General features: G+C 42.6%; 17 protein-coding genes. All 17 read right to left on the reverse strand.

Going from position 1 to position 17,650, the window contains the following annotated elements; translation table 11 throughout:
- Positions 1–126: 126 nt before the first annotated feature.
- On the reverse strand, positions 127–483 hold the full coding sequence (locus VN447_RS17295) for an SAM-dependent methyltransferase (protein ID WP_325526598.1): 357 nt from the start codon (positions 481–483) through the stop codon (positions 127–129).
- 529 nt (positions 484–1,012) lie between these two features.
- Positions 1,013–1,915, reverse strand: a complete 903-nt coding sequence (locus VN447_RS17300) for a copper oxidase (protein ID WP_325526599.1) — start codon at positions 1,913–1,915, stop codon at positions 1,013–1,015.
- Between the two features lie 119 nt (positions 1,916–2,034).
- Positions 2,035–2,358, reverse strand: a complete 324-nt coding sequence (locus tag VN447_RS17305; RefSeq protein ID WP_325526600.1) for a DUF2680 domain-containing protein — start codon at positions 2,356–2,358, stop codon at positions 2,035–2,037.
- Between the two features lie 84 nt (positions 2,359–2,442).
- Entirely contained in the window at positions 2,443–2,688 is a 246-nt protein-coding gene (locus tag VN447_RS17310; RefSeq protein ID WP_325526601.1) for an SHOCT domain-containing protein, read from the reverse strand.
- Between the two features lie 52 nt (positions 2,689–2,740).
- Positions 2,741–3,868, reverse strand: a complete 1,128-nt coding sequence (locus VN447_RS17315; RefSeq protein WP_325526602.1) for a HAMP domain-containing sensor histidine kinase — start codon at positions 3,866–3,868, stop codon at positions 2,741–2,743.
- Positions 3,861–4,553, reverse strand: coding sequence for a response regulator transcription factor (locus tag VN447_RS17320; protein WP_325526603.1), 693 nt, complete (start codon positions 4,551–4,553; stop codon positions 3,861–3,863). The genes VN447_RS17315 and VN447_RS17320 overlap by 8 nt, the downstream gene beginning before the upstream one ends.
- A gap of 82 nt (positions 4,554–4,635) precedes the next feature.
- Positions 4,636–4,800: a hypothetical protein gene (locus VN447_RS17325; RefSeq protein WP_325526604.1), complete on the reverse strand. Its 165-nt coding sequence runs from the start codon at positions 4,798–4,800 to the stop codon at positions 4,636–4,638.
- Between the two features lie 425 nt (positions 4,801–5,225).
- Positions 5,226–6,167, reverse strand: a complete 942-nt coding sequence (hpdA, locus tag VN447_RS17330; protein WP_325526605.1) for a 4-hydroxyphenylacetate decarboxylase activase — start codon at positions 6,165–6,167, stop codon at positions 5,226–5,228.
- A 26-nt stretch (positions 6,168–6,193) separates the two neighbouring features.
- Entirely contained in the window at positions 6,194–6,460 is a 267-nt protein-coding gene (gene hpdC / locus VN447_RS17335; RefSeq protein WP_325526606.1) for a 4-hydroxyphenylacetate decarboxylase small subunit, read from the reverse strand.
- A gap of 1 nt (position 6,461) precedes the next feature.
- A complete protein-coding gene (hpdB, locus tag VN447_RS17340) occupies positions 6,462–9,167 on the reverse strand; it encodes a 4-hydroxyphenylacetate decarboxylase large subunit (RefSeq protein ID WP_325526607.1) in 2,706 nt (901 codons plus the stop codon).
- Between the two features lie 18 nt (positions 9,168–9,185).
- Positions 9,186–9,968: an ABC transporter permease gene (locus VN447_RS17345; RefSeq protein ID WP_325526608.1), complete on the reverse strand. Its 783-nt coding sequence runs from the start codon at positions 9,966–9,968 to the stop codon at positions 9,186–9,188.
- Entirely contained in the window at positions 9,952–10,854 is a 903-nt protein-coding gene (locus VN447_RS17350; RefSeq protein WP_325526609.1) for an ABC transporter ATP-binding protein, read from the reverse strand. Before VN447_RS17350 ends, VN447_RS17345 begins: the two co-directional genes overlap by 17 nt.
- 23 nt (positions 10,855–10,877) lie before the next feature.
- Positions 10,878–11,882 (reverse strand): ABC transporter substrate-binding protein, encoded by a 1,005-nt coding sequence (locus tag VN447_RS17355; RefSeq protein WP_325526610.1) that lies wholly within the window; start codon positions 11,880–11,882, stop codon positions 10,878–10,880.
- A 525-nt stretch (positions 11,883–12,407) separates the two neighbouring features.
- Positions 12,408–13,076 carry a hypothetical protein gene (locus tag VN447_RS17360; protein WP_325526611.1) on the reverse strand — a complete coding sequence of 223 codons (669 nt, stop codon included), beginning with the start codon at positions 13,074–13,076 and terminating at the stop codon, positions 12,408–12,410.
- 33 nt (positions 13,077–13,109) lie between these two features.
- Positions 13,110–14,942, reverse strand: coding sequence for a YcaO-like family protein (locus VN447_RS17365; RefSeq protein WP_325526612.1), 1,833 nt, complete (start codon positions 14,940–14,942; stop codon positions 13,110–13,112).
- A gap of 268 nt (positions 14,943–15,210) precedes the next feature.
- The gene (locus tag VN447_RS17370; RefSeq protein WP_325526613.1) at positions 15,211–16,962 is read right to left on the reverse strand and encodes an aldehyde ferredoxin oxidoreductase family protein; all 1,752 of its coding nucleotides are present in this window, start codon (positions 16,960–16,962) and stop codon (positions 15,211–15,213) included.
- A gap of 52 nt (positions 16,963–17,014) precedes the next feature.
- A complete protein-coding gene (locus VN447_RS17375; protein WP_325526614.1) occupies positions 17,015–17,164 on the reverse strand; it encodes a hypothetical protein in 150 nt (49 codons plus the stop codon).
- Between the last annotated feature and the right edge of the window lie 486 nt (positions 17,165–17,650).

The raw sequence follows: 17,650 nt of genomic DNA on the forward strand, positions 1-17,650 counted from the left end.
ACGAGTACAACGAAATCTTGGTGTTTTGACTCCGTATGAAAAACATGAAATGTATCTAGCCGCATAAAAACTGCCAGCAGCCCCATTCTGCAGGGCTACTGGCAGAGAAAATATTTTTTTCTTATTTCATTGTCCACTTGATGGGTAGCGGTTCATATACCACCGGCCCTTAGTCCTATTTTTAAACGGTAAATCATGCGCTTCCGCATGTATTGGTATTACTCTATCTTCCACTCCCATCGCTTTAATTCTCGCATAGTTATCTGTCGCACTAATCCAAAGGTCGGTAGCAAAAACAGTAACTCCATATTCTTTTGCCAAAAATATCGAAGTTAATCCTCTCCCGCAACCGAGATCAAGTACTCTCATGCCTTCCTCAAGCTTTAAGGATCCCGCTAATTCCTCCATAATTTTCATCGCATTTGGCCCCATCATATTTTCTTTAACAAAATTAGCATTATATTTATTACTCTTTATAAACATTGTCTTTACCACCTTATCATTTTTTATTTTAAATAAAAAAATGCCGTAAACGGACGACTATCCGCCTACGGCATGGCTAATAATGGTTACACAAAGTAGCCGATAAAATATAAGCAATTATTCATCCTTGGTGTATCCCTTTGTTTATGCCAACCCAAATAGTCCTCGACAAGCCAGGACATTTAGCAAAAGGATACTAAACCATATCAAATTGGTTATCCAAGGAAATGAACAAACATCCAAAAACTCCCTTCCGGCTACTTGGTTTTATTATAGCCTATGTGGTTTTCGTTATCAATATATTACTATTTATTCCAATATCTATCCAAGGTTTTTGAAAGTACTCTCCGAATGGAAAAAGTCCCCTTATTAATGTAACAGCGGGTAAGCAAAACCACTTTATTGGCAGCCATTACTTGTATTTTCGCAAGGGCATTTGCTCAGGAGAAAATATACTTAAACACAAAAATGTCCAGCACATATTACGCCGGACATTGACAGCTTAGGAAACCTAAAATAAGTAGCTATTCTATTTGGGCCTACTTTGGCAGTACTGAACAACAGTAAGCATTCCTCCCATTTCTTTGGTCATATTATTAGCGCTATGATGCGGAATATGGCAGTGAAACGACCAATTACCGGGATTATCCGCTTCAAATTCAATATCCCATGTTTCCCCGGATGAAACAGCAATGGTATTTTTCTTCATCCTAGCACATTCAAAAATTCCATTGCCATCAGCAGCTGTCACAATAAATTGATGACCATGAAGATGTATAGGATGCTCTTTCATAGCCGGATTGGCTAGTCGGATACGTATGCGCTCACCAAACATCACCGGTAACGGCGAAGTTGCCGGAAAACACCGCCCATTCATAGTAAAAAACTGCAGATCATCATTCAGCGGGCCAACCTCATAACTGCCTGGTTTTAAAATACCCATTGGTAAATCCTTTACAGCAAACTCTTGCAGCATAATAAAATAGTCGCGATCTACCGCCGGACTGCTCGGATCTAGTATGATAAAACCACCAGCCAAACCCAACATTTCTTGCTTAGCCACATTATGGTGGGTGTGATACATATGGGTTCCTGGTGGATTAGTGATTTTAAAATGATAATCAAAATAGCACTTCGGCCTAATTAAGGGAGTTGGCTGAATCTCAGGTACACCATCCATATTATTTGGAATATCTAACCCATGCCAGTGAACACTAGTCCCTTCCGGTAAAGCGTTATAGACTCTAATATTGACATAATCTCCGGGATACACTTGAATGGTTGGTCCTGGAATACTACCATTATAGCCCCAGCCACGAATCCACAGCCCAGGAAGCAATTCCCTTTCTACCGGCTCGGCAACTAATTCAAAATATTTAACGCCTTTTATCATTATATATGGTAAATTTTCTAAATCGGGGCTAATTACCATTAGCATCCCCCCATTATTTACTCACCATATTATATTCTCCTAACAGAAAAGGAGTGAACCATATACGTGCTGCCTTAAAAGACAGAAACCAGGATTGCTCCTGGTTTTTTGTTGTTCTATTATTTATTATTGTTATTCATATTGCCTGTGCCACCGCAGATTTGATTCATTCCGCTATTACCCATCATGTTGCCGTTCATCATGCCACCATTTTGCATCATCTTTTGCATTACAGGGGCCATCTGTTGCATATGCTCATTCATTTGAGTCGCTTGGTCGGCTGTGATAGTGCCATTTTCGACAGCTTGTTGCACCATTTGTTTGTGATTGTTGAACATCTGGTTAAACCAGTCATTCGACTGAGCCTGGTCAGCGGTCGCTGCGAATACCGGTACAGCAGCTAAGGCTGCCAACATAGTAGCAATCATAATTTTCTTTTTCATGTAAATATCCTCCTATTTTTTGTCTATATTTTAATCCAACATTGTGGAGAAGTTACAGAGCCTTTATGAAGAATCTATGTTGATTTATTCTAGCTCTTTTTTCATCCGCTGATATTCTTCAGCATTAATTTCACCCTTGGCATACCGTTGTTTTACTATTTCTACCGCACTTGTTGTCTGTGGTACCTGATGCCCGCCGCGAAATACAGCTTTGAACATCCAAATAGCTGCCATTATAATTAGAGCGGCAAATGCTAAGTGAATAATCATGCCGAAACCCATGCCTAACCAGCCCAGCGGACCACCGCCAAAACCATAACCCATCATCATAATTATGCACCTCCTTCGTTTGGTTTTATTGTACCCAAACAATGTGGAGATTTTATGGAGAAATTATGCATCTTTTATGTGTATTTAGCGGTAGTCTTAAAGTAAAAGTACTTCCATGCCCTAGTTTACTTGTCACAAAAACTTGGCCGCCGTGTGCTGTCACCATTTGCTTGACTAAGGCCAATCCTAAACCAGTACCACCGCTTTGTTTTGTTCTAGCCTGATCAACTCGATAAAAATAATCAAATATATGCTTAATGTCAGCTGGCGCAATTCCAATACCAGTGTCGATAACATCTATATAAACATCTTGTTTGTCCCAGCCTGCTTTCACGGTTATGCTGCCTTCCGAGGTATAGCGGATTGCATTGATTATTAGATTGTAAGCCATCTGCTGCAACATAGCGTTATCTGCCCATAAATGCGAGACATGGTCATCAACCTTGAGAATTAATTCTAAATTTTTTTCATATGCCAATGGTTTTATCTTTTGTATTACCTGGCTCAGCGTGGTATTTAAATCAACATCTCCGTATTCAGGTACCATCTGTCCGGCTTCTAGCAAGGACAAATCCCGAAGCTCCCCCACCATTTTCGTTAACCGGTCCACCTCTTCGGTCAGAGAATTAATTTGTTCTTGATCTGGTGAAATGATTCCGTCTGCTATGCCTTCTAAGTTTGCTTTCAGAATTGTTAACGGCGTACGCAGTTCGTGCGCAACACCTGCTAAAAACCGTTGTCTAAGAATTGTATTTGACTTAAGCTTTGCCGTCATTTCATTAAACGCTTCCGCTAATTGGCCTACCTCATCTTGCCGCTCAATAGCAACCGCTGTATTAAGGTTACCAGCTGTGACGTTATTGATAGCTTTGTTAAGATTGATCACAGGTACAGCAATACTACGAGCCAAATAGTAGCTTACTATCGCACCGATTGCTAACATAATAACGGAAGTCAGCACTAGCGAATGCCGAAGCGATGTGATAAACTGCCGTTCCGGCGTGCCCATCATGGCTTTCATACTGCCATGATTCATCATCATGCCATGCATGCCACTCATATATAAGTACGAGCTAAAATTCTCAGATACCTGATAATTGACAACAAACATCAGCCCTACTACTACAATAAACGTTGTTGCAAAAACGGTCACTGTAACCCGTGCAAGTAAGCTACGCATTTTGTTCACCTGCCAATTTATAGCCAACGCCATAAATGGTTTTGATATAATGCGGCTCACCAGGTGAAGCATTTAACTTTTTACGCAGGTTTTTAATATGCGAATCCATCGTCCGCTCATAGCCCTCAAACGCATAGCCTTGTATATTTTCAACTAATTGAAGCCGGGAAAAAACCTGACCAGGATGAGCGAGTAATAGTTCCAATAGTTTATATTCTGTTGGTGTTACCTCTATGGGGGTTCCGGTAAGAGTAACACTATGATTATTTTTATTCAAAACCAGTCCGCCAAATTGGATAACGCATTCCCCGCTTTCTCGTTCAGCAGGTTGTAATCGGCGGAAAATCGCCCGAATCCTGGCAATCACTTCTTTGGGGCTAAATGGTTTAACGACATAATCATCAGCGCCTAATTCCAAGCCGATAATTCGATCCGTTTCGGCATCTCTAGCTGTCAGCATGATGATAGGAACAGTGCTGGTACGCCGAATTTCTTTGCATACCTCCCAGCCGTCGAGACTAGGCAGCATCACATCGAGAAGGATTATATCAGGCTCAAGCTTACGCGCCTTGTCCACCGCTTCCAAGCCATCCTTTGCTGTTATTACAGTATAACCCTCTTTTTCCAAATATGTCGTCAGCACTTTCAATATCTTTTCGTCATCGTCCACAACTAATACTTTCATATTGCCACCCCGTACTTTTTTTAAATACGCTTAATTATAAAAATCACGCAGGTTCTGTCTTACGATACAACCCGCAAATTAACTAGACGATAGCACCGTAACCGGCAATTATTTTATTCAATTTCATACTTGAGTGCTGTCCCATCAGCCACGCAGTAATAATCTTAGCATCAAGGATGCGCGTTACTACTGAAGCCTTATGTTCTTGATTAGAAGTAGTCCGAGAAATAAGGTGTCTGTTGTTCAATCGCATCCTCCAGCATATCCACCGTTTCCGGACTGCATGTTAAGTTAATTTATTTCCCCTTTCTAAAGATTATCCCTGCCAATCTTTAGAAAAAGGATGAACTTATCCAGTAGGAAAACGACATCAGGAACCAGTTAACCTTCTTCAGCAAATTACTGATTCGTAGAGCCTAAACCCTGAAAACTCGCCGCCTTCACTGTCCTCTAGTCTGGAAAAAAGCTGTTTCACATTCCGAGAATCATGCAAGCAAAGTAAAAAATCCCTGATATACTGCCGCGACAGCAACATCAGGGATATCACCATTAGTAATTGAACAAAGTATCCGCTCGCCGCCCGAACCATGCTGGCAGACTTTGACGCATACACCCATGGATAGCAATATTCTAGCAGATCCCGTTTGCAGGCTCCGATGCCATCCTTATAGTCTAAAAAGCAGTATCACTGCCGACATAACAAGCAATTTTTCGATCTAAAAAAATGCTTTGCACTTCTTCCATCTTTTGCTGTGGTGTCGCCGCATAATCTTTATATGCGTATGTCTTACCTAACTGCTCCCATTTGGAATCTCCCAAGCGGTGAAGAGGCAAAATATTTATTTCATATAAGCCCAGTTCATCCATAAAAGATGCAGTAGCTATAATGTTTTCCTTACTGTCGTTAAACCCTTGAATTACCGGCATTCTAAGTACCAGCCTTCCCTGCCAGCCATTTTTCACCAAAGCGGCAATATTGTGCCGAATCAGTTCATTGCCAACTCCGGTCTGTTCTCGATGCCGGTCCGAATCCATGTTTTTAACATCAATAAAGGCAAAATCAATATAATCCATTGTTGTCAGAAACTCTTCGGTCTTCACATAAGCTGTTGTTTCAATGGCAGTATGGACATTTGCTTTTTTACATCTTGTCACCATTTCGGTCAAAAAAGCCTGTTGGTAAAAGGGTTCACCACCGCCGAAAGTAACGCCACCTGCTGGCCCCCAAAAGTTTCTATCGCGATTAATAATACGCATCAATTCGTCTGGCGTATATCGCCGTCCACAAATTTTTAATGCTTCAGTATGGCAGGCGTCAGCGCACTTAAACTCCGAGCAATGCTGGCACTTTTGCCAATCTACCGCTAAAGAACCCGCCTTATCTAAACCTATCCCCTGTTTTTCACAAGCCTTTACACATCGCGTACAACCATTCAGATATTGACACTTGGACTTGGCGAACATTATCTTTTCTTTCAGATCCCAGCTTTCTGGATTTGCGCACCACAAGCAATTAAGAAAGCATCCAGCAAGAAAAACGGTCGTTCTACATCCTGGCCCGTCATGTACCGAATAGCTTTGAATATCAAAGACTAAACCTTCCTTTTTAGTCATGAGAGCTGGCGACCAAGCGAGTGGCATTATTTCCCGACATATCCTTCGCATAAGGCAGCATTATAATTTGCTGCCGTCCAATATTCTTTTTGCAGCCCGGTGCAGGTGCCAATACCTTCCTTATCAGGATGCTGAAAAAAGCTGCAACCACTGCATTTTGGTATGGCGTCAAACTTTACGCAAATCTGAGAATCAATTAGCACCAGCTCATTCGTTAACCGGCAAATGCCTTTTGTAACGTCTACTGCGGCAAAGTTATCGCAATCGTTATGCTGCTTCAATAATTCAGCCATGTTATGATACCCCTTCATATTCGGTTCTGGCAACCACTTCATCCTGGATAGGCTTGCTAAGCTCACACCAGTACTGGGTAAAGCCTGCTACACGCACCAGCAAGTCACGGTATTTCTCCGGATGTTTCTGCGCGTCTTTAAGTACATCAGAATCAATCACATTATACTGGATATGCTGCCCCCCCTTGCGCATGTAAGAACGAGTCAGCTCCAAAAGCTTGCTGGAACCTTCTTGACCCTTCACTGCGGTAGGATGAAGTTTTAAATTCATTTGTGAGCTCTGAGAATCAGTGTGATCCCAGACAGTTGCAGAACTAAACAGTGCATACGGACCATTTTTATCTGTGCCGGGATAAGCTGACATCGAGGCATCCGAATAAGTTGTTCCGGACAGCCTGCCGTCAGCAGTGGCTAGGGTTATAATTCCTTGGGGGCCATGGTGTCCAGTGATAAACTGCCCAGCCTGCAGCTTCCGGCCATACAGCGATTCATAATTGTGTACTGCCTTGCATAACCACTTTTCATAATCAGCCAAGATTTGATCTACATACCAGTCATCATTGCCATATTTAGGCGCTTTCAGACAATCTCGATAAATCGTATCATACTGGTCAACACCTGCACGCTTTTGTTGTTCTGTCAATGAAAAACTGCCAATCTCTTCGGCGGTCTTAAAACCAAAATTATTCACGAGTGCGTCTGTCAATTCCAGCAGGGTATACTTTTTATCGTCATATACCAGTTTTTTGATAGCAGCCAGAGAATTGATCAAGGTACCCGTACCGCAGTTTACTACCATCATGGTGCCATTATAACGGTATCCAACTTGGCCATTATGCCGCCCTTTACTGAGGCAGTCAGGTTTCATAAAGGAATTGAGTATAGACATATTATTTTTTCTGGCAATATCGTGATGAATATTATTGAAACGTACCAGCACTGAGCAAGTCTTATCGAAATATTCCTGGAACTGTGCAAACAGTTGTTCATATGTTTCCAGTTTTTTATTGTGCGGTTCGTAAACCTGAATGCCCGCTTTGTGGTCAAACCCGTTAGTTAAAACCAGTTCCAAAATCTTCGGATTGGCTAATGAAGCCACACCGCCTAAAGATGTAAGCCCGGCACCGCCAGTAATATCATATTTCTTCCCATTCAGTTCTACTTCCTGAAAGCCTCCTGGTGCAATCGCAAGGCAGCCGCCAATGGCTATCGCCCGCGCATCATCCACCGTCATGCCTTCCTCAGCAAACTGTTTAAGCAGTATATCAATCGAATTTCGGTTATTTATCCATGCCGGATACCCTACGCCGGTCTTGTTACATTCTACGCATTTCAGTAAAAACTCTTCAGGCAGCTTCTCATCATATAAGCAGGTTAAGGTAGGCTGTGGTGTATTGCAGGTGATACCTGCCTCTACAATGAGATACTCCAGACGATTGACCGCCGAACTTCCATCTTTCTTCAATCCGCCAACGGCAACATTATTATAGGTATTGCCGGAATTAGCCCCCCCGACAATATTAGGCGAAGCAAAGATATCCATGCAAGTCACCTTAACCCGGTGCAATTGGAGAAGTTCGAGAACCTCGGCTTCACTTGTGCGACCAGCCTCAATATCCTGCTCAAACCAAGGATAAAGCACCTGTCCGATGCGACCGGGTGCTGCGCCGCAAATCGGATCTTCGTTTGACGCACCAATATGCAAGGTATGAACCAATTGAAATGCTTCTCTGAACGTCCTGGGTTTATTATAGGCAATCCACTCCAGGCATTCGGCAATTTCAGCATATTCCTGCTTCTGCTCAGGCGATTCGGTCCGGCCTTCTATTTTTCTGGCCAGTTTGGCATGATTCAATATCCATGCTTGCAGTCCTTCAATCACAAGCCGTACCGCTTCATAATAGTAAAAGCGATCCATCCCTAATACACCATCGCCATCGGCCTTGCCAGCTACCTCATTTTTTCTGGCAATGGCTAATTGCCTAACGCCTTCCAAGCCGTATTGCAGAGGAAAGTAGAAATTCATGGTTTCCCTGCCCTGCACAAGTGTATAGCCATTATCATCAAAGGAAATCTTAGTACTCAATAATTTCTGTTTCAGTTCATAATCCGGAATGAGGGCTTCATACTTGTGCCCTAGATCCTCAACCGACTTACCTACCCAATTTTGGGCAAGCTTTTTCAGACTCGGCAATTCCTCTTCTCTAAGGCCAAATTTACCAGAAACCGAAACGACCTTGCCAAAATTATTGACTACATTGCCGCCCCCTGTACCCATGACCTTATCACCACTGCTGACAGCACTGGCTTTTGCCGATTTTGCCGCATCCTCCAACAAGAAGCTTCCAGCAACCCAGGGCATAGGAAAAGATCCCCGGTAAAAACTAGTCTTTTGCATGACCAACTTTTCTCCCGGAATAATGTTAGGGGTCAGATGCGAAAAGGCGCTTTTTAATGCTTCCGCCCTTTTTATCGTAGGAATATCACCTTCAAGTTCATCCCATTTTCGTGTGTACCAGTAGGAAAATTCAGTATCAATGGAAGATAATGTTGCGTAATATAAATCCAGCAATTTTTTAGTTCGGGCTGTCGGCGCTTTCTTTATTTCTCTGTCTGCGAATGTTTTTGGTAGCTTGAGGTCTTGCTTATTATGATGCGCAATGTTTCTTTCCTGCAAGACTTCCAATAATCTCCTGTTAATAGCCATTGTCTTCCCTCCTTCTGCTTACTCTCCGATTGATGTTCCCTGTTTCCAAGTAGTAAATGATCCTTCAATTAGCCTTAAAACATAGTTAATTCCCAGACCCATGATAGCCAGCCCCACAATACCTGCATACATTTCAGCAATATTGAAGGTTTCCTGTGAGTACATGATTAAATATCCCAAGCCTGCTGTAGCCCCAATCATTTCTGCAGCAACAAGAGCCATTACACAGTAAGACCCGCCCAACCTGATTCCGGTAAAAATATCAGGCGCAGCAGCAGGTAGTATGACCTTCAAGAAGATGAAGCCTTGCGATGCACCCATGGATTTAACCGATTGAACTACTAATTTATCCACATTCTTAACCCCGCTAATGGTATTTAGCAGAATCGGCCAAAGTGAAGCCCAAAAAATAATGATGGTTTTAGAAAGCTCACCAACGCCAAACAACAAAATGAAAACTGGAAACAACGCAAAAGCCGACATTTGCCTGAAAGATTGAAACAAAGCGTCCAAAAAACTTTCAATTCGCTTAAAATACCCGATAAATAAACCAAATACCGTACCAAAAGTAACCGCAACCAGCATACCGATTAAGGCACGTTGCAGACTGATCAACAGATGTTTACCCAAAGCCCCTGTTTTAAAAAGGGAAACCAGCGCTGCCAGTACAGCTGAAGGCGGACTGAGATAGGTAGCATCTACCCAGCCTACGCGCGGAGACAACTCCCATAACGCAATGAAGAGGATAAGGCCAATCGTTTTTTCAAATGAGTTACTAAAAAAATCAGCCAACTTTTTCACTACGTTCACCAGTCCTTTTCAAAGCAATGTTTTTATTCTCCTTTTGTGGTAAAGGGATAGTCGATTTATGGGGTTCACGCTCTTCGGTACTTCGCTGCAAATTCTGAGCTTTTGTAACCTCATCTTTTATCAGGTTCCAGGCATACTGCCTGATTTTGACAAACTCAGCTGAATTGCGAATCTCCTCAGTACGTGGCCGCGGCAGATCAATATCGATAATTTCTTTTATATGTCCAGGCCTTGCGGTCATTACCGCTACACGATCAGATAACAAAATAGCCTCATCAATACTATGGGTTATAAACACAATGGTCTTTTTGTCGGCTTCCCAGATTCTGATCAATTCGATCTGCAGGGTTTCCCGTGTTTGGGCATCTAAGGCCGCAAACGGTTCATCCATTAGTAAAAGATCAGGCTGATAGGCGAGCACGCGTGCTATAGCAACACGCTGCTTCATCCCACCAGATAATTGATGTGGATACTGATTGGCAAAAGCCGATAAACCTACCAGTGATAAGTAGTACTGTGCTTGGGCCCTACGTTCTTTTTTACCCACACCACGTATTTCAAGCCCTATTTCCAGATTTTCTAACACCGTCCGCCAGGGCAAAAGTGCATACCCCTGGAAAACCATGCCTCGATCAAAGCTTCTATCTTTTATCGGCTCATTATCCACCAAGATCTGTCCACTATCATGCTTATCCAAGCCGGCCAAGATATTTAAGAAGGTCGATTTCCCGCAGCCGCTTGGCCCCAATATCGACAGAAATTCCCCCTCGCGAACCTGCAGGTTGAAATCATCCAGAACTACCAGCTTCTCCTGTTTTCCGGAAGTGTTTTTCACTTGAAATTCGCGGTGAACTTGGCTGGCCTGTATTTTGATCATCTTAACTTCGATCTCCCATCTATTTATTTTTTATAGTTAGGATTGTATTCATTGGTGTAAATCTGTTCAAGTTTTACCTGCCCGGCACTTAGCTTGTTTTCCTCAACCAATCTATCTATCCAGTACTGTACGCCTTTTTCCGGCACAAGCTGATCCTCATAGAACTCATACATCTCTGCCTGGCTTGGTTTTATGTTAAAACGCTTAGCCATGATGGCCCGTGCTTCTTCAGGATGCTCATTATTCCATTTTGAAGTCTTGATAAGAATCTCAGTTAATTCCTTGACTGCTTCTGGATGTTCTTTAAGGAATTTACCACTTACTGAGTATGGGCACATACCGCTTATGCCGCCATCGATATCCCAATCACTAAACAACATTTTAAAGTTAGGGCTTTCTGCTGTACGCCCTGAGGTTGGGGGATGGATAATGGCTATATCCGTATTTCCTTTAGATAGAGGTATTTCCTGTTGATCTTCTGGTGCTGTTTTGAAACTAAGCGTGGTGGGATCGACTCCATTGTCTTTTAGATATTTTTTTGTCACATATTCGGAGCATGCACCAAAACTATTGAGTCCAATTGTTTTGCCACCAAAATCCTTAACTGATTTAATATCAGAATCAGCCCGCACGAAATACTTCATATGCGGCCACTGTTTAGTTGATTTGCTGCCTGCAGCAAAAATTTTGACATCCGCACCACTGGCAATAGCTGCGATAACCACAGGCGTATGGCGGGTTGCCACGTCAATTGAACCGCTTACCAATGATGGTATAACCTGTCCTGTCGCGATTTTACCCACATATTTGGGGCGTACGCCAGCGTCTTTAAAGTAGCCCAGTTCATCTGCCAGATAAATATAATCATAATACACTAGTTCCGGGTAATTGAATTCCACCACTTTTTTCTCAGCCTTCTCCTGCTGGCCTTGGGTTGCTGTATTCTTATTTCCGCAACCAGAAATTAATGTTCCAAAAATCGCCATAATAACAAGCATCACTACTACCTTTAATTTTTTGTCAACCAAAATTCTCATCTCCCTCAAAAAATTCAAATATAATTACAAACACACCCTTACAGTGCGGTTCGTACTACACTATGAACATCAGCCTACTACTCAAGGTGCATGCTCCGTCTTTTACATTGATTATGTACTTTGCTAAAGTCTTTCCGCATGTCATAGGGCAAATAAAAAAGGCTAAAGATGCACAAAAAAGCATCTTTAGCCTTCAGTTTTCTACTGACCAACTAAATTTATCTATTTACCATTAAATTGTCCATGCTATGTAAAAAACCAGGATATGTGTTATAGACATATAATTTTAACCTTTAGCTTTTGCTAACCAGTTAAGATATAATCCAAATAATTATATATGGTATCATGCCATTGTAACGATGTCAATATAATTAAACTCAGCTGATAAAAAGGATGAACTTATCCAGTAGGAAAACGACATCAGGAACCAGTTAACCTTCTTCAGCAAATTACTGACACTTTTACTTGGCTCCTTAGAATAACCCATATTAGTAACATTTGCTACTATATAGCATATTATGTTACTAGGCACCCCACTATTAAGAGGAGGCGTATGTTATGAGCCGCAAAAAGTCTATGTCCTACATGGACTCCTGCAAATCTATGTCCTACATGGATTCCTGTAAATCTATGGACTCTTGTAAATCCATGTCCTACATGGATTCCTGTAAATCTATGAATTCTTGCAAATCCATGTCCTATATGGATTCCTGTAAATCTATGGACTCTTGCAAATCCATGTCCTACATGGATTGCTGTAAATCCATGGGTTCTTGCAAATCTATGGATTCTTGCAAATCTATGGGTTGTTGCAAATCCATGGATTCTTGCAAATCTATGGATTCTTGCAAATCCATGGGTTGTTGCAAATTCATGGATTCTTGCAAATCTATGAATTCTTGCCACTCCATGTCCTATATGGATTACTGCGAACCTATGGACTCTTGCCACTCCATGTCCTATATGGATTCCTGCGAAGCTATGGACTACATGCAAGCTATGAAATGCATGAAGTGTATGAAGTGCATGAAGTGCATGAAGTGTATGAAGTGTATGAACTACATGAACTGCATGGCCAGATAAACTACCAGCATAGTTAGCATGTGTAAGCGGCCAGGCATTTTCGGCCATCAGAAATGGATAAAAAAGCATGTTAATGAGCCCGTAGGTGATCGTGGGATCCAAGATCACCTACGGGCTTATTTGCTTTGAAGAAAATTATGACAATGCTAGTCTCGATAATGTTACCTGGTCTATCGGTTTTTCTGCATACTTTTCCTTAAGTGCTTTGTATACCTTTTCATGCTCAATATACGAACAGCCCTCATTATAGTTACATTCTTGGCACTGCCAACACGGAAGATACCCAAATATATTGAACAATCGATCCATACTGTTAAATTCGTTAACAACCCCTTGAACCATAGGAATAGGATAAAATTCATTCAGAAGACTGATAATATCGCTTTCCTCCATTCCATCGGCACGGGCTCCAAAATAGTCTCGCACACACTTAAAAAAATTAAATAATCCCCGATTGAATACTCCCTGCTGCATACGCCTTGAAAAATCTAAGAATCTATCAATTGCATAATAAGCATTAGTAAAATCACCTTTTCTATAATGGAGTGCACTCAGAAACAAGTCTATTTTTACGTAGTACCAAGGCAGAGGTTCCTTGATTGTCAGGTCCAATATATTAGCAATTGAACTTTCATTATGATAAGGAATTTTGCTAAAAAACTTGATAATTTCATCAGCCTCGGTGACGGTTATTTGTGGCAATTTCCTAATATACTCTTTTACTTTGTTGTATTGTGCGTATTCATCTATAGGTTTTGTATCAAAAAACCGTTCAATTTCACTCATACCGGGGACTATGATATGAAAACTGGGAAAACCTAAAAAAGAATTATCACGAACAAAAATTTGATGACCATTTCCCTTGATTAAGTTAAATAAATATTCAAGCAATTGTTTATTGCTATCTGCTTTTATATCAGGAAATTCGGTAAAATCATAACTACTTTTTGAAGCAAAAAATCGTGATGGATAGTATCCCGATCCATTTACTAAAATTTCAAGTACGTTTGCATGCTCTTCATACACCGGACTCCTGTAGAAAAACTCTTTCATACCCATCATATCTCGGACTTCCTGCCCCTGTAATAGTTCTGTTAAAGTTCTTTCAGCCGCAATGGCAAAGATGGGGTGAGAACCAAATTTAATAAAATAACTTTGATCATCTTTGTTGATAAAAATTACCCCTACTACGGGAAGTCCTTGCCCGAGGGAGCAGTCTTTCATAATTACTTCAAAGTTTCCGCTGTTTTCAATTTCTTGAATCATTTGATAAATGCTAGGATGCTGTTTTAAATATTCTAACGGAATGTCAGGCGGAGTAATTTCGTCAACAAGCATACGCATGTTAACGTAGCGTTCCAGCACCTCTGATAGTCCCTGAACCAATGCCTCTTCTGCTGTATTACCAGCGCACATTCCATTAGACATATACATTTTGGAAACCATCTTTATCGGTATGTGGGATATACGTCCGCTACTGATATTAAGATATGGTAAGGCAATAAAGTCTGATGGAACTTTCTCGTAAGAAACTTGCTGCCACTTTTTGAGCAATTCTTGAACATCCATGTCCATAGGCGTTTTGTTAATTTGAATGCTGGACCACTCCTCATTGCTGTTAAGGAAATCGTCCATACTAATACGTTGCTCATCAGGAGCATAGTAAAACCCCTGATACCCGAGAGCCTCTTCTTTCAAATCATAATTAAGCCGAAAGAACGCCTGGTTTTGAAGTCTCTCCATAAGTTCTGCGTAAGCACTTGCTAAAGCATACTCGTATGTGGTCCCCTTGCCGTTTGTGGCAAGCTTTGTATTGCTAATCGTAACAGAGACGGAGTAAAACCCATCCGCTGAGTTCTTCCATCCAGTTTCAACCGTAAGAATATTTAAGTTCATTAGTATATTTCGTATCTTAGTTATCGTTTTCAACGGCAAATCATCCTTATATTTACAGGCACTTAAAGTCATAAACTTATCACCCCACCTTGTTTTTCACACTCCAGTTTAATTATATTCTCAATCGCCTTATGTGGTTCCAATTCAAAAATCCCTTGAATACTAACCGTGTAATCAGCCCCTCGGAGATCTCTATTTCGGGAAAGCAGAGGAGACGTTGTTTTTGCTTCTTTTTAGCGAACCAAAGGGACGGTGGTAGTGTCTTCTTAAGACACTACCACCGTCCCTTGGGCTCGCTGTAAGCACGCTCCATTCTTAAATTCCTCTCTTCCCTTTCCGTCTACCGCAGCATATTAAACTGTTCGTTCATCCTGTCCATTTCTTCCGGCGGTACGTCGAACACGGTGTTATGAGGCGGCAGCGGTTCAGTACGGAAAAATTCCGGCAAGCGGTCATGGGCAGGGGTAAAACCGGCCCGCCGGTTAAACTCCCGCTCAACCCTTAAGACTTCTTTACCAACTTCCATGACGTCATCCAGGGTATATTTCCCACCGGTTTTATAATTCCAGATATCCACTACCGTGGGCCACCCCTCCGGATCGTCTAACAAGGAAAAGGAAACAAACACACAAAGCCCGAAGCTGTCAATCGCAGCTGTGGCAATTTGGAGCTTGGTCGAAAGTTCAACCTGTCCCTCTGCTTTTAAAGGGTCGACAAAACCGCCGCTTTTTAAGATATTGGCCGAAACACTGTAACCTGCTGTATGATCAGCGCCCATCGTGGTCATGGCGTAAGTTACCCCGATGCCTTTAATGGCGCGCGGATCGTAAGCAGGCATATGCTGTCCTTTGACAGTTGCCACCCGGGTTATGCCGTACGCTTTACCGACCGCTTCCGCGCCCTGGCCGATAATGTGCCCTAATGGCGTCCCTTTGCCTACTTCTTCAAGCAGCCTTATCGCCCCCTGACCGTCGCCAAAAGAAACTACCCCTGCCTCCATGGCCACGCCCAAGGCTCCGCCGGCTTCGATGGTATCCAGCCCTACATCATTGCATATCCGGTTTAGTCTGGCCACCACGTCCAGGTCATCAATCATTAAATTAGGCCCCAAAGCCCACGCCGATTCATATTCGATAGGCGATACGATCGCTTCGCCGTTTTCATCAGGGTAAATATTAGAACAAAGAATAACGCAGCCGGGATGGCAGTTATGGGTAGGAGTACCCACTCCGCCACGGGCCGTTGCTCTGGCCGACAGTTCTTCGCCGCTGACCTTATTGGCGCCCTCAAATCGCCCGTATTTGAAGTTTCTCGTAGGCAATGCTCCCGCCTCGTTGATAATATTCATCAGGACGTTTGTACCATACGCAGGCAACGCCTGTCCGCTTACTGGGTTACCCCGCAATATTTTTACAAATTTCCGGCAGAGTTCGCCGTATTTATCTTTATCGGTCACTGGCGCATCAAAGATCTTTTTGGTATCTACCACAATTGCTTTCAGTTTTTTCGATCCCATTACCGCCCCAAGTCCGCCGCGTCCTGCAAAGCGGCCCGGTCCACCCTCGGGATCATTGCATGAGATCCCGGCGTTAGACAACCGGCATTCCCCAGCCTGCCCGACACCCATAACATAAACTTTCTCATGATACCGTTTCCGGATTTTTTCGTTGACGGCATACATTCCTAAGCCGGCTAGGTCTTTTGCCGGTTCAAGGCGAGCACCCTGTTCCGAGATATACAGCACATGGTATTCATCATTTTCCGGCAATCCTTCGACAATGATCGCCTTGTAACCCAGGCTGGCTAACTGGTGGGAAAGGGGGGTTCCCGCGTTTGCCTCCTTGATGCCGCCGGTTAAAGGGCTTTTACCGCCGATGGACAACCGTCCTGAGTTCGGACACCGTGTACCTGAAAGAACTCCGGGAGCAACGACCAATTTGTTATTAATGCCTAACGGATGGCAGGTAGCCTCGACTTCGTCCAACAATATCCTGGATGTCAGACCCCGTCCGCCGAGATTTTGATAAGCTTGCGGCACAGGATCTTCTGCGACCGTAAGTTCCGACATGTTTACTCGCAAAATCTTATCCATATTTGGCTCTCCTTGTATTGTTAGTTTGCATCTACCGGAAATCTAATTTCAATTACTTTGCATGCCCGTCCGGATCTTGTTTGTTTTCCGCGAAGTTTAGGTCATCCGATGCGGGTGATGTTTGTCCAAGTAGCTCGGCTACAGCCTTGTCGACTTCTTTGGTCGCTCTAACTTTTATGTTTTCCGTGATCCTTTCTTCCATACTTGCCCCTCCTTCTGTATATTTCTATTTCCCAACAGATCACTTTTGATTTCAGCCGCCCCCAAGAGGCGGGAAAAGACCGATACGGTCACCATTATGTAAGGTATTACTAAAATCTTAGAGTAGCGAACAAGCGTACTTCAACATCCATTCCCCCCTTTGCTGCGCGCACAATGTCTGTCAATATTCTTCCCAGTCTTACGAAATAATTACAAGAATAACCAAAAGAAACAAGAAAATCTGCGAAAAAAATTCGCAGATTTCTTGTCATCAAATAATTAATGTTCCCCGTTTTACTACGACTGATAGGTAGCTCAACTGAATAGCACATAGTATTTCCAGTTGCTCATTTACCTCATCTAATTTAGCTTTATACAACTTATAAGCTTCTTTGCAGAGTGGCCGATCATTTTCTGGTGAGGTCGGGCAATCCATGATTTGAGCAATGTTGTCGGTCGTAAGTCCAGCGAGCCAAAGGGACGGTAG

Origin of the sequence: Sporomusa sp. (assembly GCF_035561155.1) — a bacterium.
GTDB lineage: Bacteria > Bacillota > Negativicutes > Sporomusales > Sporomusaceae > Sporomusa.

Excerpts from the sequence above, each read along its gene's own strand:
- VN447_RS17315 (WP_325526602.1), bottom strand. The coding sequence starts at position 3,868 with ATGCGTAGCTTACTTGCACGGGTTACAGTGACCGTTTTTGCAACAACG.
- VN447_RS17370 (WP_325526613.1), bottom strand. The coding sequence starts at position 16,962 with ATGGATAAGATTTTGCGAGTAAACATGTCGGAACTTACGGTCGCAGAA.
- VN447_RS17300 (WP_325526599.1), bottom strand. The coding sequence starts at position 1,915 with ATGGTAATTAGCCCCGATTTAGAAAATTTACCATATATAATGATAAAA.
- hpdC (WP_325526606.1), bottom strand. The coding sequence starts at position 6,460 with ATGGCTGAATTATTGAAGCAGCATAACGATTGCGATAACTTTGCCGCA.
- VN447_RS17295 (WP_325526598.1), bottom strand. The coding sequence starts at position 483 with ATGTTTATAAAGAGTAATAAATATAATGCTAATTTTGTTAAAGAAAAT.
- VN447_RS17310 (WP_325526601.1), bottom strand. The coding sequence starts at position 2,688 with ATGATGATGGGTTATGGTTTTGGCGGTGGTCCGCTGGGCTGGTTAGGC.
- VN447_RS17320 (WP_325526603.1), bottom strand. The coding sequence starts at position 4,553 with ATGAAAGTATTAGTTGTGGACGATGACGAAAAGATATTGAAAGTGCTG.
- VN447_RS17365 (WP_325526612.1), bottom strand. The coding sequence starts at position 14,942 with ATGACTTTAAGTGCCTGTAAATATAAGGATGATTTGCCGTTGAAAACG.
- hpdB (WP_325526607.1), bottom strand. The coding sequence starts at position 9,167 with ATGGCTATTAACAGGAGATTATTGGAAGTCTTGCAGGAAAGAAACATT.
- hpdA (WP_325526605.1), bottom strand. The coding sequence starts at position 6,167 with ATGACTAAAAAGGAAGGTTTAGTCTTTGATATTCAAAGCTATTCGGTA.
- VN447_RS17375 (WP_325526614.1), bottom strand. The coding sequence starts at position 17,164 with ATGGAAGAAAGGATCACGGAAAACATAAAAGTTAGAGCGACCAAAGAA.
- VN447_RS17350 (WP_325526609.1), bottom strand. The coding sequence starts at position 10,854 with ATGATCAAAATACAGGCCAGCCAAGTTCACCGCGAATTTCAAGTGAAA.
- VN447_RS17305 (WP_325526600.1), bottom strand. The coding sequence starts at position 2,358 with ATGAAAAAGAAAATTATGATTGCTACTATGTTGGCAGCCTTAGCTGCT.